The sequence below is a fragment of the Helicobacter pametensis ATCC 51478 genome (assembly GCF_000518225.1).
In the GTDB taxonomy this organism is placed as follows: Bacteria; Campylobacterota; Campylobacteria; order Campylobacterales; family Helicobacteraceae; genus Helicobacter_G; species Helicobacter_G pametensis.
The window spans coordinates 27255-45740 of record NZ_JADE01000009.1 but is presented as its reverse complement, the minus strand read 5'-3'; the positions used below and the strand labels follow the sequence as shown (position 1 = coordinate 45740).

19 protein-coding genes and 1 tRNA gene are annotated in these 18486 nt (G+C 40.8%); 15 read left to right on the top strand and 5 right to left on the bottom strand.

Translation table 11 applies throughout. The features are described 5' to 3' along the window. The first annotated feature begins 5 nt into the window (after positions 1-5). A complete protein-coding gene (locus T391_RS0102885) occupies positions 6-842 on the top strand; it encodes a hypothetical protein (protein WP_027327081.1) in 837 nt (278 codons plus the stop codon). 15 nt (positions 843-857) lie between these two features. Here T391_RS0102885 and T391_RS0102880 read toward each other — a convergent pair whose 3' ends face one another. Then, entirely contained in the window at positions 858-1916 is a 1059-nt protein-coding gene (locus T391_RS0102880) for a type II asparaginase (RefSeq protein ID WP_027327080.1), read from the bottom strand. Positions 1917-2135: 219 nt separating this feature from the next. Between T391_RS0102880 and guaA the strand changes: the two genes are divergently transcribed. From guaA to T391_RS0102865, 3 genes are read left to right on the top strand one after another with little or no spacing between them, the layout of a single operon-like run. Next, positions 2136-3680 (top strand): glutamine-hydrolyzing GMP synthase, encoded by a 1545-nt coding sequence (gene guaA, locus T391_RS0102875; RefSeq protein ID WP_027327079.1) that lies wholly within the window; start codon positions 2136-2138, stop codon positions 3678-3680. Positions 3681-3694: 14 nt separating this feature from the next. Next, positions 3695-5164, top strand: a complete 1470-nt coding sequence (dgt, locus tag T391_RS0102870; protein ID WP_051420556.1) for a dGTPase — start codon at positions 3695-3697, stop codon at positions 5162-5164. 57 nt (positions 5165-5221) lie between these two features. Continuing rightward, complete coding sequence (locus T391_RS0102865) at positions 5222-5887, top strand: DNA-methyltransferase (RefSeq protein WP_027327077.1); 666 nt, start codon at positions 5222-5224, stop codon at positions 5885-5887. 58 nt (positions 5888-5945) lie between these two features. On the opposite strand, the gene T391_RS0102860 is transcribed toward T391_RS0102865, so the two are convergent. Further along, positions 5946-6323 carry a type II toxin-antitoxin system death-on-curing family toxin gene (locus T391_RS0102860; RefSeq protein ID WP_027327076.1) on the bottom strand — a complete coding sequence of 126 codons (378 nt, stop codon included), beginning with the start codon at positions 6321-6323 and terminating at the stop codon, positions 5946-5948. Then, complete coding sequence (locus tag T391_RS08740) at positions 6320-6454, bottom strand: hypothetical protein (protein WP_267891534.1); 135 nt, start codon at positions 6452-6454, stop codon at positions 6320-6322. The genes T391_RS0102860 and T391_RS08740 overlap by 4 nt, the downstream gene beginning before the upstream one ends. A 229-nt stretch (positions 6455-6683) precedes the next feature. Between T391_RS08740 and T391_RS07755 the strand changes: the two genes are divergently transcribed. The 3 genes from T391_RS07755 to T391_RS0102835 all read left to right on the top strand — a co-directional run bounded on the left by T391_RS07755 (position 6684) and on the right by T391_RS0102835 (position 10428). Further along, positions 6684-7544, top strand: coding sequence for a DMT family transporter (locus tag T391_RS07755; protein WP_034583641.1), 861 nt, complete (start codon positions 6684-6686; stop codon positions 7542-7544). A gap of 103 nt (positions 7545-7647) precedes the next feature. Next, a complete protein-coding gene (locus T391_RS0102840) occupies positions 7648-8058 on the top strand; it encodes a hypothetical protein (RefSeq protein ID WP_027327075.1) in 411 nt (136 codons plus the stop codon). Between the two features lie 213 nt (positions 8059-8271). Then, a complete protein-coding gene (locus T391_RS0102835) occupies positions 8272-10428 on the top strand; it encodes an autotransporter outer membrane beta-barrel domain-containing protein (protein WP_027327074.1) in 2157 nt (718 codons plus the stop codon). 165 nt (positions 10429-10593) lie between these two features. Here the strand turns inward: T391_RS0102835 and T391_RS0102830 are convergent. Next, positions 10594-10684, bottom strand: a tRNA-Ser gene (locus T391_RS0102830). A 144-nt stretch (positions 10685-10828) separates the two neighbouring features. On the opposite strand from T391_RS0102830, the gene fabD reads away from it, so the two are divergent. Genes fabD through T391_RS0102790 form a run of 8 tightly spaced genes read left to right on the top strand, consistent with a single transcriptional unit; the run spans position 10829 to position 17103 of the window. Then, positions 10829-11758, top strand: a complete 930-nt coding sequence (fabD, locus tag T391_RS0102825; RefSeq protein ID WP_027327073.1) for an ACP S-malonyltransferase — start codon at positions 10829-10831, stop codon at positions 11756-11758. 10 nt (positions 11759-11768) lie between these two features. Continuing rightward, complete coding sequence (locus T391_RS0102820; RefSeq protein WP_027327072.1) at positions 11769-12458, top strand: 5'-methylthioadenosine/adenosylhomocysteine nucleosidase; 690 nt, start codon at positions 11769-11771, stop codon at positions 12456-12458. Positions 12459-12474: 16 nt separating this feature from the next. Further along, the gene (locus T391_RS0102815; protein WP_233709532.1) at positions 12475-12906 is read left to right on the top strand and encodes a type II secretion system protein; all 432 of its coding nucleotides are present in this window, start codon (positions 12475-12477) and stop codon (positions 12904-12906) included. Positions 12907-12916: 10 nt separating this feature from the next. After that, on the top strand, positions 12917-13300 hold the full coding sequence (locus T391_RS0102810) for a hypothetical protein (RefSeq protein ID WP_027327070.1): 384 nt from the start codon (positions 12917-12919) through the stop codon (positions 13298-13300). A gap of 33 nt (positions 13301-13333) precedes the next feature. Then, complete coding sequence (locus T391_RS0102805; protein WP_027327069.1) at positions 13334-14014, top strand: outer membrane beta-barrel protein; 681 nt, start codon at positions 13334-13336, stop codon at positions 14012-14014. Positions 14015-14074: 60 nt separating this feature from the next. Continuing rightward, positions 14075-15667: an N-6 DNA methylase gene (locus T391_RS0102800; RefSeq protein ID WP_027327068.1), complete on the top strand. Its 1593-nt coding sequence runs from the start codon at positions 14075-14077 to the stop codon at positions 15665-15667. After that, on the top strand, positions 15664-16116 hold the full coding sequence (locus tag T391_RS0102795; protein ID WP_027327067.1) for an acyltransferase: 453 nt from the start codon (positions 15664-15666) through the stop codon (positions 16114-16116). The genes T391_RS0102800 and T391_RS0102795 overlap by 4 nt, the downstream gene beginning before the upstream one ends. Before the next feature lie 12 nt (positions 16117-16128). After that, entirely contained in the window at positions 16129-17103 is a 975-nt protein-coding gene (locus T391_RS0102790) for a Gfo/Idh/MocA family protein (protein ID WP_027327066.1), read from the top strand. 44 nt (positions 17104-17147) lie between these two features. Here the strand turns inward: T391_RS0102790 and T391_RS0102785 are convergent, their stop codons facing one another. Beyond that, positions 17148-18476 (bottom strand): anaerobic C4-dicarboxylate transporter, encoded by a 1329-nt coding sequence (locus T391_RS0102785; RefSeq protein WP_027327065.1) that lies wholly within the window; start codon positions 18474-18476, stop codon positions 17148-17150. Positions 18477-18486 lie beyond the last annotated feature (10 nt).

Sequence of the window (18486 nt, the reverse complement as noted above, 5' to 3'; positions counted from 1 at the left end):
ATTGGATGATTCAAAGAAACAATGTGACTTCATTTTTTGCTTATCTCTTCTTTTGTTTGTTTGTATTGGTGTTGCTTTCTTTGCTTGTTTCATGTTTTTCTTCTACATTTTCACAACTTTTTGTGCTTTTAAATCAAGAGGGAAGAATCTTTGATTTATGTCTGCGCTTTTTGTATTTTCTTGGGTTTTTGATTTGTCTCTATGCTTTGATCATATCAAGCTGGTATCGCAATGGAGGATATTTGATGCACTTTTTGATGCTGATTTTGTGCATTATGTTTGTCTTCTTGTTTGTTTTTGGAGTGTTTGGATCACAGAATCAAGATTCTCTTCTTGATTCTGTGCTAGCAGGTCCTCAATCACATTATCTCATCGAGGTTTTTTGGAGAGATTTAAATGAAGTGCTGATCCTTGGTTTTTTTTATGTTTTTTTTATCTTCTTTCCTTTGGCGTGTTATTGGCTCAATCTTTGTCCCAATCCCAATCACCCCCTTGGCTTGATTCTGTCGCGTTTGCGCCCTTCGTTGAATGTGATCATTTATACCTTGATGGGCTGTGCTCTGCAAAGTTATTTTCATAAGGAACATTGGTTTTTTTATCTGGATTTGATTGCTCTTGGTTGTGCTCTGACTATGCTTCTTTATCTTTTGAAGCATCAAAGATTAGAGAGGCTAGGATTTTTTGAGATTTGTAATTTGGGATTTTTGGGTGTGGGGATTTGTGTGTTTGCACTCTCATCACAACTGATCCATGAAGCAGGCTTTTTGGCTCGTTATGATTTTTTGATGCTTGCATGGGTGGCGTGGTGTGCTGAGTGGATGCTTGGAGTGATGAAGAAATAACACCCCCTTTTTTTTCTAATATTTGAGCATAAGTTCTTGAATCTTTGCATTATCAGTGATCTTGCTTTGCAATGCAAGCATAAGGATGATGCGTGCAGCTTGTGGGGTATGCCACCAAGAGGTGATGAAGCCTAATTGCTCATCATTGACTTCTCCCCATTGGGTGATTGGACCACTGATCATGCGTCCAGCACGAACGACCTTGATCCCTTTTGCACTTGCTTGACTTAAAGCCTTTTCTACACTTGAGCTTATATTTCCATTGCCAACACCGGCAAATACGATTCCCTTAGTTCCCGAGGCGATGCTTGCCTCAATCGCCCTTTCATCCATTCCAGCATATCCATAGAGGATATCAACGCGTGGGAGAGATGAGATTTTGGAGATGTCAAATTGGCTTTTTGTCGTATGGAGTTGGGAAGAGATTCTAAGGAAATAGGGCTTGTTATTCCACATATAGCCAAGGATTCCAATATTTGCAGGCTTAAATGTATCTACATGCACAGGGTTTGTTTTGGTAATGTCAGATGCGCTCAAAATATTGCTATTGGCCACCACCATGACACCTTGTCCTCTAGCTTCTTTGGAGCTTGCCAAAACAATCCCATCAAATAGATTTTTGGGTCCATCGGCACTGATAGCGGTTGAGGGTCTCATGGCACCTACCAAAACCACAGGCTTGTCGCTTTTGATCACAAGTTGCAAAAACATTGAGGTTTCCTCAATCGTATCTGTCCCATGTGTGATGACGATTCCATCTACATCGCGTTGTTTCAAAAGATCATTGACGCGTTTGGCGATGATGATCCAATCTTGCGGTGTTAGATCTTGACTGCCCTTTTGAAGCACTTGTTCGCTTTTGAGTTTGGCATATTTTGCAATTTCTTGTTTGGGAAGAGCCTGCAAAATCGTTTGGATAAGCACCTTGCCAGCCTCATAGCTTGAAGCAGTTTTTTCTGTGCTTGATCCAGCTCCAGCGATGGTGCCACCAGTGGCAAGAATATAAACCGTTGGTTTGGCAAACAAGATTCCAAAGCCAAAGAGTAGGGGTAAGAGGAATTTTCTCACTTTCATTGTTGTTCCTTTGTGTTGATTTTTCAGTTTGATTTTAGGTTGATTTGAAAAAGTGGTGCTGTAGATGGATGATTTTGGATAAAAGTTTCTAGATTTTGGTGATTTGGTGACTCTTGGTTTCAAAATAGATCAAAACTGAGAAGTAATATCTCCAAAAATCTTTCAAAACCCCTAGAAGACAAACTAAAATTACATTTATTTTTCGCCAAAGGTTAGTGAATGCAGATTGAGATTTTAGTCCTAGATTTTGGAAGCCAATATACACAATTGATCGCTAGGAGATTGAGAGAATTTGGAATCTACTCAGAGATCGTTCCTTATTTTGAAAAACTTGAAGAGATTAAAGCAAAAAACCCCAAGGGAATCATCCTAAGCGGTGGGCCAGCAAGCGTGTATGAAGAGGGTGCATATAAGCCAGATAGTGGGATATTTGAGCTAGGGATCCCTGTACTTGGGATTTGCTATGGGATGCAATATATTGCGGATTTTTTCGGGGGAAGTGTTGTGAGGGCAGAGCATCAAGAGTTTGGAAAGGCACAACTTGAGCTTATGAGTGAGGGTGGAATCTTTGAAAGAGTGAAGCAAGAGAGTATCGTGTGGATGAGTCATGCTGATAAGGTGGAGAAAATCCCTGAGGGTTTTGTCGAGCTTGCTAAGAGTGGAAATACCCATTATTGTGCGATTGCTCACAAGGAGCGAAGAATCTATGCATTGCAATTTCACCCTGAAGTCGTCCATAGCGAGTGTGGGGGAGAGATGCTCAAAAACTTTGCTGTCAGGATTTGTGGGGCTGATACAAGCTGGAATATGCATAACTTTGCAGAATGTGAGATCGCTAAACTGAGAGGCATGGTCAAAGAGGGTAAAGTGCTCTGTGCGGTCAGTGGTGGGGTGGATTCTAGTGTGGTGGCGACATTGCTTTATCGTGCGATTGGGGAGAGATTGATCCCTGTCTTTGCCGATCATGGGCTTTTGAGGGCAGGAGAGAGAGAAGCAGTGGAAGCGATGTTTAGAGAAAATCTTGGTGTGCCACTCATTACTGTGGATGCAAGTGAGATTTTCTTAAGCAAGCTCAAAAGCGTGCGAGACCCTGAAGTCAAACGCAAAATCATCGGAGAGACTTTCATCGAAGTGTTTGAAGCAGAGGCCAAAAAGCACAATGCCAATGGCGAGATCAGATTCCTTGCTCAGGGCACACTCTATCCTGATGTGATCGAATCAGTGAGCGTGAAGGGACCAAGCAAGACGATCAAATCCCATCATAATGTGGGAGGATTGCCTGAGTGGATGAAGTTTGAGCTAATCGAGCCTTTAAGAGAGTTATTCAAAGATGAGGTGAGGGCATTAGGAAGAGAGCTAGGGATGCCAGAATCTATGCTGATGCGTCATCCTTTCCCTGGACCTGGGCTTGCGATCCGAATCATGGGGGAGGTCAATAGAGAGGATTTGGAGCTTTTGAGAAGAGCAGATACGATCTTCTTGGAGGAATTGCATAGAAGTGGGCATTACGATAAAGTATGGCAGGCATTTTGTGTACTGCTCAATGTCAAGAGTGTGGGGGTGATGGGAGATAATCGCACTTATGATAATACAATCTGTGTGAGAGCTGTTGAGGCGCTTGATGGGATGACAGCGACTTTTGCTCATCTTCCACACGAGCTTTTGGAATCTATCTCTAATCGCATCATCAATGAAGTGGAGGGGATCAATCGCGTAGTGTATGACATCACGAGTAAACCCCCAGGCACGATTGAGTGGGAGTGAGGAAAGAGATTGTAATGTATTATGAGCGAAAGATAAAGACTACAAGGGTTTTTCAAAATGAAGAGCAAAAAAAGAATGATCGCATTGAAATATCTACAGAGAGTGATCGTGGAAGAATTTTAAATTGTTCTGCAATTCGAAGACTTCAACAGAGAACTCAGGTCTTTCCACTTGAGGAAGATGCCACCATTAGGAGTCGCTTAACGCATTCTTTGGAAGTTCAGCAAACAGGACGATATATTGCACGTGAAATCCTGAAACAGGCTACACAAAACAATGTTGTTTTATTTGAAACCGATGATCCCAATGAGTCACAAAACTATCGTGACGCTTTTATTAGTCTTGTGGAAATGGCTTGCTTGTTGCATGATATAGGTAATCCCCCGTTTGGACATTTTGGAGAAAAAGCAATTCAAGATTGGGCAAACGAGAATCTGGACAAAATTTTTGAGGAAAGCATTCCCAATAAAAGTAGTGTGTTGCCTGTTGACAGGAATATGTTGTTGCTAGATTTGAAAAATTTTGATGGTAATGCACAAGGAATTCGTTTGGTTACTTCGTTACAACAACTTAATCTTACATATAGTCAAATCGCAAGTTTTTTAAAATACACAAGGGGAGCTTTTGAAGAAGGAAAAAGGGAGAAAATTGACAAAAAACCAGGGTTTTTCTTTTCTGAAAAAGAAATTGTTGAAAAAATCTATGAGGAATTAAATATGGATTTATATCATCGTTTTCCTCTTGTTTATATTATGGAGGCCGCTGATGATATATGCTATAGCATTGCTGATCTTGATGATGCTCTAGATAAGGGGATTATAAAAATTGTTGACTTTCTTGATTATCTACGTAGGCAAGAACAGTTTCCTAAAACCATTCTTGAGGAAATTGAAAAAGATTATCAAAGATCAAAAGAACAACGACACAATAATCCAAATGCGTATTTTATGATTCTGTTGCGTGTTAAATTACAAAAAAACCTTGTTCCGGAAATTGCAAAACATTATCTAATCAATCGTAATGAGATCTTTATGGGGAAACTTGATTGTGCTTTGATCGATACAAGCAAAAAGCATTCAGCAGAAAAAAGGGAATGGTTTGACTTGCTTGAATTGATGCAGAATTTTGCAAGAGAACAGATCTTTACCAATAAAAAAATTTGTGAAATGGAACTCAAAGGATATAAAATTATCCATAGTTTGCTAGAAATATTCAAGCCAGTATTAAAGGTGCCTTTAGATGTTTTTAAGGATGATGAAAAATTTAGAAAACAATATCCCCTTCAATATAGGCTTTATAATAGATTGCCCAAAAAATATCAAATTGCCTATAAAAATGCACAAAATGATTGCAAGAATCATGAGGATATATTTGGTGAATATTTGGAGCTATATTATCGAACAAGATTGATTTTTGATTATATTAGTGGGATGACAGATAATTTTGCACTCAAAGAACACCAATTGTTGACAGGAATTCAATAAATCTTGAAATTAAGTGCTGGAAATAATTGCAAAACCAAGAGTGATCAAGGAGTATAAATGCAATCTCTCCTCAATCGCCCCCTAAATATCTGTGGTCTAGAGCTCCTATCCAAACTCACAGATTCAAGTATTCATCTAGCCTTTTTTGATCCCCAATATCGCGGAGTACTGGATAAGATGAAGTATGGCAATGAGGGGGAGCGACAGAGGGGGAGAAGTGCCTTGCATCAGATGAGTGAAGAGATGATCATCGATTTTATCACTCAGATCCATCGAGTGTTGAAGCCAAGCAGTTATCTTATGCTTTGGATTGATAAGTTTCATCTTTGTGAGGGTGTGCGAGATTGGCTAGAGAACACTACTTTTCAAAGCGTGGATCTCATCACTTGGGATAAGTGTAAAATGGGTATGGGCTATCGCACACGGCGTCAAAGCGAATATCTTCTCATCTTGCAAAAAAAGCCCATCAAGGCTAAAACTACTTGGAATCTCCACAATATCCGCGATGTCTGGAGCGAGAAACTTTCCCAAGAAGAAATCAAACTCCACCCCCACAGCAAACCCAAAGGTTTGCAAAAAGCCCTCATAGAATCTTGCACAAAAGAAGGGGATATCGTGCTAGATCCAGCAGCAGGGGGGTTTAGTGTGCTTGAGTGCTGCAGGGAGCTTGGAAGAAATTTCGTGGGGACAAACTTAGCCCCAAACCATGGTAAAGAAAACTGAATAGTTTATATAATTCTTAGATATTTCCAAAAAAGCTATTTTAAAAACATCCAAACAATCATTGCTCTTTCACTATCTTTTTTAAAATCTCAAAAAGCCCCTCTTTGCTAATCTTATTTTCTGCAACATCCACAACAACATCTTCCATTTTTTGTGCAAAATCTTGAACATCAATCCCATTGAAATCCAAAAAAATCATCGCCAGATAAATGCTTGTTCTTTTGTTTCCATCCAAAAAAGGATGAAATTTGATACAGGAAAACATAAGGTGAGCAACCTTTTCGATAATTGATGGATAGAAAATATCATTTTTGATTTGTTCCAATGCTGAAGTTAGGTATCCCAGACTTACATCGTTATATCCCCTTTTTCCTCCAGATATTTCAAGAATCTCATCATGAAGTTCAACAGCCTCTTTGATGCTCAAATAATTCATTTATTTTTAAGTCTGAGAAAAACCGCTTTAACCTCTGGCTTTTCTAGCTCTTTTCTTATTTTTTTCCTTGTTTTTTTCAAGGCTTCTTCTCTGGAAATGTTTAACCTTTGCAACGCATCATTTTTTATCATTCTCACTCCTTTTTTAAATTATATCTTTGCATTATTTCTTCAAACATTATCAAATCCTCCAAGAATTTCGCCACTATCTCGAGCATTACTTCAATAATTGCTCCATTTTTCTTTAATCTTGCATCTGGATAAAAGCCTATGAGATCCAAGTGTAGTGCTAAGATACGCTCCTAGATTCCCCCTTCTCTTTTGGGAAACCAATCATCGTAGATTTACTAAGGATCAATAAATGAATTTTGAGTGGAGATTCGTGTTTTTGGCACTTTTGGCTGAGGCGTTCATCATTTATGCAAGTGTTCTTGTCAAGGTGATCGATCTTTCTCCGATTATGACAGGATTCTATCGCGTTGCCTTGGCAGCTCCGATCTTTGGTTTGCTTGCATTGAGGAAGGCAAATATTTTCAAAACCCCTACTAGAGATATGCTTCTGATGATATTGGCTGGGGTATTGTTTGGGCTTGATCTGGTGTTTTTCAACCTTGCACTTCATCGCACAAGTGTAGCCAATGTCAATCTTTTCGCTTCTCTTGTGTGCTTTATCCTCGTGCCTATTGGAGCGATCTTTTTTGGAGAGAGGGTCCGATCAGGCTTCATCATAGGAGCTTGCGTGTCTTTTATAGGGGTGGTGATGCTTGTGAAGGGCAAGGGAGGGGGGAGTGTAGCCACGCCGATAGGGGATCTGTATGCCTTTGTGAGTATGGTGTGCTATAGCATCTTTTTGGCTCTTGTGTTTGGATTGCGCAAGAAATATGACACGATGCATTTGTTTTTTTTCGCCTCGCTTGGATCAAGCCTTATGCTGCTTGGACTTGGAGGTTATTTCGAGGGATTTTCAACGCCTAAGGATTTGAAAAATTGGGGGATTTTGGCGTTGATTGTATTATGTGGGCAGGTCTTGGGTCAAGGATTTTTTGGCTATATCATGGGCAAGATTCCTGCACAAATCTCTTCATTGCTTTTACTATTCTCACCGATCATCGCTGCGGTGATGGGATATGTGTTTTTGGGTGAAATGCTAGGATGGGTGGAGATCGCTGGAATCTTTGTGATCATCTTTGGTGTGTATCTTGCACAAAAGAAGAAAAAATGATATAAATTATTTGTTGACTCCTTTTACCTCAATTTACATTTATTTTTGATTAATTTTCTGATATCCTACATCGTCATAGAATTTTATCAATGAGGAGTTGAATATGAAAGACAAAAGATTCGTTTCTGCTGGAAGAATGGGTGAGTGCTTCAAGATCCCCTCCCCTCTTTTTAGACCCATTGTCGCAAGTTCTCTTGTTTTGGCTTTGAGTGCAAGTGCAGCAAATGCACAAACTTGCACAGATACAGATCCTGCAGATAAACCTATCTTTTGTTATGCTGATGGCGGATCTGCTTCGCCCCACACAATGACTGCGGACAAAGACTCTAGAAACATTGGAGACAGGGAGAGAACAGGAGGAATTAAAAGAACGATCTATGAAGGAGATGTGACACTTAAGAGTGGTATTTGGATACACCAAGGTGAAAAACAGACTATCTTTAAGGGCAATGCAACGATCCAGTCAGGTGATGAAGTGATCTATGCTGGATATTTTAAAGAGACCAACCACTGACAGAATATCTTAATCTTCTCAGGGGATGTCAACAAAATCGAAAACACAGGTAGTGGTGGTAGTGATGTTGCTATCCAGGCAAATGGAAATAATGGAAGTACTTATGAGAATACTCATAATTATCTTACATTCGAGAGGGGAAACAACACGATCAAAGGAAGAATTCTTGCTGCCACGAATGGTAATTACGACGAAAGACGCGCGGCAAATTACTTGGTTTTCAAATCTGGGACAGCTACTATCGATGGAAAGATAGAAGCCTCTGTTGGAGGAAAAAATGAAATCTATCTTGGGGATTCTACTATTGCCTACCTTTTGAAAGATATCACCGCTTCTGGTGGAAGTGGTCAAAACATCATCAAATCCACCGGAGAGCTTATCATCCAAAATACTTCAACCCCGCAAACCATTTCTGCAACTTATGGGCAAAATACTATCACTGCTCAGACGATCACTCTAGGATCAAGTGGTCAAAAAATCAATCTCACAGTCAATGGAAAGAATGCTACAAGTGAAGCCAAAAACTCAATCACTTCTACAGGAAGGATGACAGCTCATTTTGGAGAAGTGAAAGCACATGAAAATGGCACTGGTAATGGCAAACGCACCAATGAGATCATCGGAGGGTCAGGCAGTGAGATCTATATCGAAAAACTAAGCGCAACAGATAGTGCGAACAACTCAAATCATGTCACTGTGTCAAAAGATGGAAGCCTCACGATCAAAACGATCACATCAAGTAATGGTGGACAGAACAACATCACCATAGGAGAGAATAGTCGAGCGACTATCATTGACAGTATCCCAAATGGCAGTTCAAGTGATGGCTCTAATCACTTCACACTCAAAGGTGATGGGGCTTATCTGACTTTTCAAGGAGGAAACACCAAGATCTCTTCTCTCACTTCTTCTGGTAAGACGCTTATCGATCTTGCGGGCATTGAAGATGGACGCCCAAAAGAAAATATAACTGCTGCTAATGCTGGCGCTAATAACAACATCAGAAAAACACTAGAAATCGGGACAAGTAATGGTAGGAGTGGGAGTGGAAATTCTAACGGCTTCAAGGGAGAAGCTGCATTTGAAGTCTATGTCGGAGGAGGCAAAAACGATACTGTGACCTTCAAATCCGCATCAAAACAAGATGGAAACTCCAATTCAGTCGCCACCATTGTGGCCTCTGGAGATATCCACACGATCCTCAATGGAGATGGACAAACGCACAAACTTGCGACAGTTGAAAATGGAGCAAAAGTCAATATGGAAGTCAAGGGAGGAGAGAGACTGATCGGTGGGGTGATCGTAGAAACCGTCCTTACTCCAAAAAATGGCGGTAACAATGGAGAATATTATCTAGGTAAAGGAATCGATAAGGGAACCCCAGTCCAATACCAAGAAGTCGCACGCTCTGCTTTGACGACAGGCTATGATCTTTATCTAGCCAACTTCAACTCGATCAATAAGCGTATGGGAGAATTGCGTGATAATCCTTATAGCCAAGGAGTATGGGCTAGAGTCTTTGGTGGAAGCACAAGCAGTGACTTTGGAAGTGGAAGCACGACCAACTATGTCACGCTTCAGGCTGGATATGATTATTCGCTTAGTTTCAATAATGCGAAGAACTATATGGGTATCGCTCTAGCTTATGCCAAATCTTGGACAAAGGGTAATGCTCTAAGTATGAATGGATTGATCGGAGCTTCTGAAACTATCTCACTGAGCAATGTGGATTCTGATATGGTTGAGGTGGGGATCTACAACTCTTATGTGGCAGATAATGGATGGTATAACGATACGATCTTGAAGTTTGACTATATTATGAGTAAGTTTGCCTTGAGCAATAGATCAGATTTCTATACAGATACAGATAATTTTGCAATAGTGCTTAGCGATGAATTTGGATATAGATATAAGTTTGGAGATGATGAGAGTTGGTATATCGATCCTCAGGCAGAAGTAGCACTTGGATACTTCAATCAAACCGATTTCAATCGCGCGATGCAAGATGCCTCTGGATTGTCCTCGACTACGCTGAATGCTAAGCAAGAGAATATTTTGACTCTAAGAGGAAGAGCTGGGATGAGCTTGGGGAAAAGATTTACTACAGATCAAGGCTTTGTAAGTCTTTATGTGGGGACATTCTATGAGTATGACTATATTTATGGAGGAAATGCAAGCCTTGTAGGAAGAGAAGGGGGGAAATCAATCTCTTTGAATGGTCTTGAAAGCAATGGAAGAATCATTGTCAATACAGGTAGCAATATCGCCCTCACTGAGAGCACAAGACTCTATATTGATGTAGAAAAGAGTTTTGGAGACAAGCAAAGAACCCATATGCAATTTAACTTCGGGGCAAGATATAGTTTCTAGCCATAAATTCTTCAAGTTTTTCTATCAAGGATATCAAGCCTAGGGTGAGATATCCTTCGATGGATGACTTTTTCTTCGATGATATCTTTAAGAACTAAAATCGCTATTTTTTGATTTCTGAATACATGAGCTTTATAAAGTAGTTTTGGGAGAAATGATAGATAGTGGCGGACAGGGAGGGATTCGAACCCTCGGTAACCTTGCGGCTACGCATCCTTAGCAGGGATGTGGTTTCAGCCAACTCACCCACCTGCCCAGCGATCTCTGAAGCATGATGCATAAGAGAGGTGGAATTTTAGCGTTTTTTCCTTCAAAAAATCCAAAAATTCTTCAAAAAGGCTTTTAAAAAGAGTTTATGTTAGACTTCTGCCTCAAACTTTATTGAAGGTGGATGTTACGGATGAAAAGATATGCCTTTATTTTCCCTGGACAAGGGAGTCAAGCAAAGGGGATGGGTGAGGATTTTTATCATTCTTTTTCTATGGCAAAAGAATGCTTTGAGCAAGCAAGCGATGTGCTCAAGATGGATATGTGCAAACTTCTTTTTGAAGAAAATCAAGAGCTCAATCAAACCCAATGGACACAGCCTGCAATTTTTTTGGTGAGCTATATTGCGCATAAGGTTTTTCAAAGTGAATTTTCGCTCGATCCTGTACTTGGACTTGGACATTCTCTTGGAGAGATCAGTGCTATTGGTGCAGCTTGTGGGCTTGGATTTGAGCAGGGGATTAGGCTGACGCATCTAAGAGGTAAATTGATGGCTCAGGTTTGTGAGGGGAAGGATGCTGGGATGATGGTCGTTGTAGGTGTAGAAGATGAAGCCTTGGAATCTTGTGCAAAACGCTTGCAAGATGAGGGGCGTGAGATTTGGTGTGCTAATTACAATGGTGATGGTCAGATCGTCTTGGCGGGCAAAAAGGATGATCTAAGTGCGAGTGAGGGGGTGATCAAATCTCTTGGCGCCAAAAGAACTCTTCTGCTTCCAATGTCTGTAGCAAGCCACTGCCCGATGCTTAGTGGTATGTGTGATGAGTTTGAGGGATTGCTAGAGGAATTATTAGAAAATGAATTTGTGACCCCCATTATTTCCAATGCCACGATGCAAGCCTATCGCTCCAAAGAAGAAGCAAAGAAGCTCCTAGTCTCACAGCTCATCTCTCCTGTGTTTTATAAGCAAAGCATTCGCAAGGTTGATGATGGGGTTGATGGCTATATTGAGTTTGGTTGTGGAAATGTGCTTAAGGGACTCAATAAGCGCCTGAGTATCAAGCCGACATTGAGTGTGAGTGATACTTCTACGCTCAAAGAGACGATTAAGATTCTAGGCTAGGGGGAAGAGAATGAAGGTCGCAATCTTGAGCGCAATGCGCGAGGAAATCACGCCATTTTTGCAGAAGTATCCCCATCACACCCAAAAAGAAATAGGGGGCAATACTTATTTTCTAGTCAATGCTGGGGGCTATGAGCTTATTTTGGCTTATAGCAAGATTGGCAAAGTGCATGCAGCCTTGAGTGCTAGCACGATGATTTTGCACTTTGGGGCAGAAAAACTGATCTTTAGTGGAGTGGCGGGAGGATTAAATCCATCATTAAAAGTTGGAGATCTCATCATTGCAAATAAGCTTTGTCAATATGATGTAGATATTACAGCGTTTGGACATCCGCTAGGATTTATTCCAGAAAGTAGTGTGTATATTGAAGCTAATCTCACGCTTAATGCATTGGCTCACGAAGTCGCAAGAGAAAAAGGGATCACGCTACAAGAGGGGATCATTGCAAGTGGTGATAGTTTCATCGCAAATAGAGAGAAAAAGCAATGGCTGATCGATACCTTTGGGGCTGATGCTGTGGAGATGGAGGGGGCAAGTGTTGCCAATGTTTGTCATTTGCTTAGGGTGCCTTTTTGTATCCTGCGCTCAATCAGTGATAGTGCCGATGGTGAGGCAGATGTGAGCTTTGATGAGTTTTTGGAATCTAGTGCGAAAGTGAGCGCTGATTTTGTGGAGGCGATGCTACAGAAGGGATTGTAATCTTTGGAGGAGGGAGATGATGCGAAGTGGTTTTAGTATGCTTGAGCTTGTTTTTGTGATTGTGATTTTGGGGATTTTGGCTTCTATTGCGATTCCTAAGTTTTCTTTGACGCGCGGAGATGCACAAAGTGTGAGCATACAGAGTGATATCAGCCAAGCAATTAGCGCACTACAGCGTGAAGTATTTATGAAGAATCCTCTTCCCTCACGCATCGATGGCGCTTATATGATGGAGGTTGCTGGCTTGAGTAAGACGCGCTGGATCGCTGTAGGGAATGGAATCAAGCTTGCCAAAGATGGAGCAGTGGATCAGCAAAATGATTGTGTGATTTTTGAGTTTAGGGATTCAAAAAATTTGCATATCCAAATTCGAGATCTTGATACGCCACTTTGTAAAAAATTACACAAAACCTATGAGGACAAAACAATCCCACTTTTCGCACAGTAGTGCTTTTAGTTTGTTTGAACTAATCCTTGTGATTTTCATTTTGGCAATGCTTGGATATCAGGCGTTGCCTAGATTTTGGGTGAGCGAGAGTGTGTGCCTTTATAAGCTTAGAAGCAAGCTTTTAGAAAGCAATGATGCATTGACCTTGCTTTATGCCAAGCATATGGTGAGCTCACAGAGAGTTGATGTGTCTTTGATTTTGGAGGATCTGACAAATCGCCAAGATCCACACTGCTTTTTTGAATACAGACAGGATAGATTGCTTGCTCATATTGGTCAGCAAACATTGGGTTTTGTGATTGATCCAAAAGATTTTTCATCAAAGCCTAAGATTTATTGTTCGCTCTCAAATGAGCTATGTCGAAGTTTCTGGGGCAAGAAACTCAAAAAATAATAGAATGCCATCTTTAATCAAAGAGGAGATTTTATGAAAAGAATTGCTTTATTGTGTGTGTTGTTGGCTGTTGGTTGTTTTGCACAATTGCAGGTCGTAGAAAATAAACCCGAATCTCGATCTGGATTGTTTTTTGGAGCTGGATTGGGAGCGGGGGCTAATGCGATGAAATTTGTCGGTAGCAAGCATCCCATCAATAATGCACTATATAGTGAAGATAAAAGTTATGCTTCTTTTGTCGTCTCAGCCAAAGTGGGGGGATATCATTATTTTACAAATATGATTGGTTTGCGCTATTACTACAATCTAGATGTCAATTTCAATCCTGGAGAATCTGAGGGCAATGCTTCTTCTCCTATTGAGGCTTTTTATGTCTTATCAGGCTCTCACACGCTCAATACAGATGCTGTGGTCAATGTCTTTGCAAGTAAAAATATTGAGTTTGCTGTGATCGGAGGGGTAGGCATGGGAGTGGTTGCTGGAGAATATGGATCTCGCTATAAGACAGTTTATGGTCCATCAAGCAATGATTATGTAGATTTTGAGTTTCGATTCAATCTTGGTGCAAGAGTGATGTTTGATCAAAAATATGGGCTTGAGTTTATGGCCAAACTTCCAGTCACACCAGCCACTCAGGTAAGTGGCAATGCTCTTGATTACAGCAAATCTTCTCCCTATTACTTTACGCTTGATTTTGTGATGGAGCGTTTCTAGACTTTTGCACCTCTCTAGACTTTTTGGTTAGAATTTTAAAAACCCAAAAGAGAGAGCAAGGTGAAAAAAATCCTAGATTGTTTTGAGTATCTCAAGCGCTATCAGATTGATTTGTTTGAATCGATCTGTATTTTGCTTGAGTGCTTCTTGCTCAAACAAAATGATCAGATTTCTCCTCTCTTGCAAAAAGCACAAAGACGGCATAAAATCTATGAGAGTTATCTCTCCTTGCTCTCTCAATGGACAAAGCCCACTCCTCCAAACCCCCATCTCAATCTCTCCAAAGTGCTCAAAGCAGTCTTAGATACACCTCTTTGGGATTTGGGATTGTTTTTTGATCTCATCACACAAAAGAAGACCAATAATAAGCTGTTTTTCTATACAACGCCCTTGGAAGTGAGTGTCTTGCTCAATGCTCTTGCAGATCTCAAAAAGGGTGAGAGTTTGTATAACCCATGCTTTGGTCTTGGAAGCTTATTTTTGCAGATTCCACAGGGTGTGAGTGTGTATGGTGAAGAGCTTGATGAGCGTTTTGTCAAGATCGCATCTTTGATCTGTAAGCTTGGACATCATGAGGCTTTTTTGGTGTGCAATGATGTGCTTAAGCAGCCAAGTTTTAAGGATGCAAGTGGATTTTTGCAATTTGATAAGATTATCTGCAATCCACCTCTTCACTCCCATCTTGGGACAAATTACATCAAAGAAGATGAGCGCTTCAGTGGTCTTGTCTCCAAAAATTATCCTGAGCTGATTTTTTTCTTCCATGCACTAGTCCATCTCAAAACACGCGGAGTTTTTATCTTGCGTCGTGGGATTTTTAAAAATCTTGAATCCAAGCTCAAGGAAGCATTGCTAGGGAGGCTTGAGTGTATTATCGATTTGCCCAAAAATATTTTTCCTTATCAAAATCATGATTTTTGCATCGTGATTGTGGGCAAAAAGGCAGAGAGGATTCTCTATATCGATGCAAGTGGAGAGCATTTCTCACGCAAAGATGGTCGCTATCATCGTCTTCAAAATATGGAAGAGATTCTAGAGATCTATCATCATCCCAAAAAACAAACTCCATATTCTAAGACGATTTTGGAGATTGATGAATTGTTTGAGCAGAAATCTCAAGATGGTGATGGATTGAAGCTTTCAGAAATTGCGCATATTTTTAAAGGGAGGCGTGTGTATGGTGGGATCAAAGATGAGAAGATAGAGTTTTATGAGGTGGGAGTGAGTGATTTTGAGGCCCTTGGATTTAGTGAGAGATTTGATCATTTGCGACTTGAGGGGCAGAAAAAAAAGGTGCTTGAATGCTTGCTTAAGCCTTATGATATCTTGATCTCATGGAGGGGGAATTCTCCTAAGATCACCATTCTTTCTCCTCATTTATCATCTTTGTGTGTCCCAAATATGGGTGTGATTGTTGTGCGAGCAAATGATGCAAATTTGGCTTTGGGAATCTATGCTTATCTCTTTGGTTCTGTGGGGTATCAGAAGCTTTGCGAATTGTGTGAGGATTGTCTTGAGATCAAAAAGCTCAAAAATTATCTTTTTCCTTCAAATTTGATTTCTTATGCTTCATATTTTGGAGAGATAGAGGCTTTGGCATCGCAGTTTCACGCACTGCAAAATAAAATCATAGAGCTAAAGGATAGAGTGTGAAGCATTATCAATCTCAGATTCGTGATGTGTGCTGTGGGCAAAATGTCACGGTGGTTGAGCCATGTAATTTGTATGAGTGTGTGCTAGATGATGATGTGTTTGTAGGACCATTTGTTGAGATACAAAGTCAGGTCAAGATTGGAGCGCGAAGTCGGATTCAGAGTCATAGTTTTATTTGCTCCCTTGTTGAGATTGGGAATGATTGCTTCGTGGGGCATGGTGTGATGTTTGTCAATGACTTGTTTTTGGAAGGTCATCCTTCTTTGAGTGCAGATCAGTGGAAGCCCACGCGGATTGGTCATCATGTCAGCATAGGATCCAATGCGACTATCTTACCTGTGAGTATTTGTGATCATGTTGTGATTGGTGCGGGAAGTGTCGTGACCAAAGATATCCTCTCAAGCGGTGTGTATGCGGGGAATCCAGCCAGAAAAATCAGAGATTTGTAGGAAGTAAAAAAGATGGCAAAGATACGGGCAGCTGTGATTGGGTATGGTTATTGGGGGGTGAATATCGCAAAAAGTATTATCAAGAATGATCAATTTGAGTTGGTGAGTATTTTTGATGAAGATGAAGCAAGGGTGAATGAGGCTAGAAAACTCTATAGCTTTCAGACTTATTCTTCTTATGAGGAGATTTTGTCTGATGAAATGATTGAGGCTGTTTTTATCATCACACCCCCTCACACACATTATATGCTTGCCAAGCAAGCTCTTTTGGCAGGGAAGCATATTTTTGTAGAAAAGCCATTGACCACCAATCTTGGCGAGGCCTATGAACTTTATGATCTAGCAAGCAAACATAATCTCAAGATTCATTGCGATCATGTATTTTTGTATTCTCCTGCTGTGCGCTATCTCAAGGATCATATCAGTGATTTTGGTGAGATTGTTTATATCAATGCAAGGCGTATCAATCTTGGATTGTTTCAGAGTAATGTGGATGTGATTTGGGATCTGGCAATCCATGATTTGAGCATCATTGATCATCTTGTGGGGTTGGAGATTGTGAAAGTCAGCACCTTTAGCAAGAAGTATCAGAATTATCCCAATGATGCTCTAGCCAATATCAATATGGAGCTTCAAAATGGTGTGATCGCAACGATCAATGTCTCATGGCTAAGCCCTATTAAGGTGCGTGAGATGATGATTGGAGGGACGAAGAAAAGCGCGATTTATGATGATGTTTTGCGCGATAAGATCAAAATGTTTGACACGGGCGTTGTGATCAAGGATGAGTTTGATAAAAATACGCTATTTGCTAAGATGGTGGAATATCACTTAGGACAGGAGGAGATCCCTGCATTGCCTAGTTATATGTCTTTGGATTCTTCAATTGATGTTTTTTATCAGCTGATTGTGCAAAATGCAGATAATCACCATGAGCATGTATTGAGAGTGATTAAGGCTTTAGAAATCATCTCTAAAGCCTCTTAGATCCCCACTCCCTTTCCCCCATTTTATTTTTCTTTTTGGATTCCTTAGAGCATCAAGGGAGCGAGCAAAAATCCTAGTGCCACACTTAAGCCAATGGCTAGTATGCCAGGAATCATAAAGGAGTGATTGAAGACAAATTTCCCAATCCTTGTAGATCCTGTGTCATCCATTTGGACAGCGCCTAGGAGTGTGGGATATGTTGGCAGGATGAACAATGCGCTCACTGCGGCAAAAGAAGCAACGATGATATACACATGTTCTGTATGCTCTGGACTGATTCCAAGTGCCAAGATCACTGCTGGCATAAGAGCCTTGGCAGTTGCTGCTTGGGAATAAAGAAGCATCGAGCCAAAAGCAAGCCCAACAGCCAAAAGATAGGGATAATCTGTCACGATACTAGATGCATAAGTTTTGATTCCCTCAATATGGGCTTTGACAAATGTGTCTCCAAGCCATGCCACTCCAAGCACACAGATACAAGCTACCATCCCACTTTTGAAAACACTAGAATCGGGAATCTTAGATGGATTGACCTTGCAAAAAAAGACGATCAATGATGCAACCACAAGCATAAAGCTCATAATCGCTCCATCTCTTGGAAGAATGACAGGTGAGATGAGCTTGAGATTGTCTGAGATCGCACAAGCATATAAAACTACGCACAACACCCCAAGTCCAAAAAATAAAACTGAGCGTTTTGCGCTTGAAGAGATCTCGCGTCTAGAGTGATCTTGAGGTTTGGCGACTAGGCCTTGTGCAAGCCTCTCTTGATAAATCTTGTCTTTGCTTAGTTCAAGCGAGCTAAAAGTACTCATCAAGAATGCTGTGAGCATACATCCCAAAAATGTTGTCACAATCCAGATTCCAAGAAGACTCATATAATGCATTCCCAAAGGCTCCAAAACTCCTGTGAGATACACAACAGCAGCAGAGATGGGGGAGGCAGTGATCGCAATTTGTGAGGCGACCACGGCGATGCTTAGGGGAACTGATGGTTTGATATTGGCACTTTTAGCCACATCTACAATCACAGGGATCATAGAAAAAGCAGTGTGTCCTGTCCCAGCAAAGACGGTGAGAGTGTAGGTGATGAGGGGGGCAAGATAATTGATGTATTTTGGATTCTTGCGCAAGATTCGCTCTGCGATATCAACAAGATAATCCATCCCTCCAGCAACTTGCATCGCAGAGATTGCAGCAATCACAGATGCGATGATCAAAATCACATCCGTTGGTATGCTTCCAGGCTTCAAGCCAAGTCCAAGCGTCAAAATGACAACACCAATCCCACCAGCATATCCGATTCCAATCCCACCCATTTTGACGCCAATAAAGATGGCGCCAAGTAAAATGACGATTTCCAAAGCCAACATATTCTCTCCT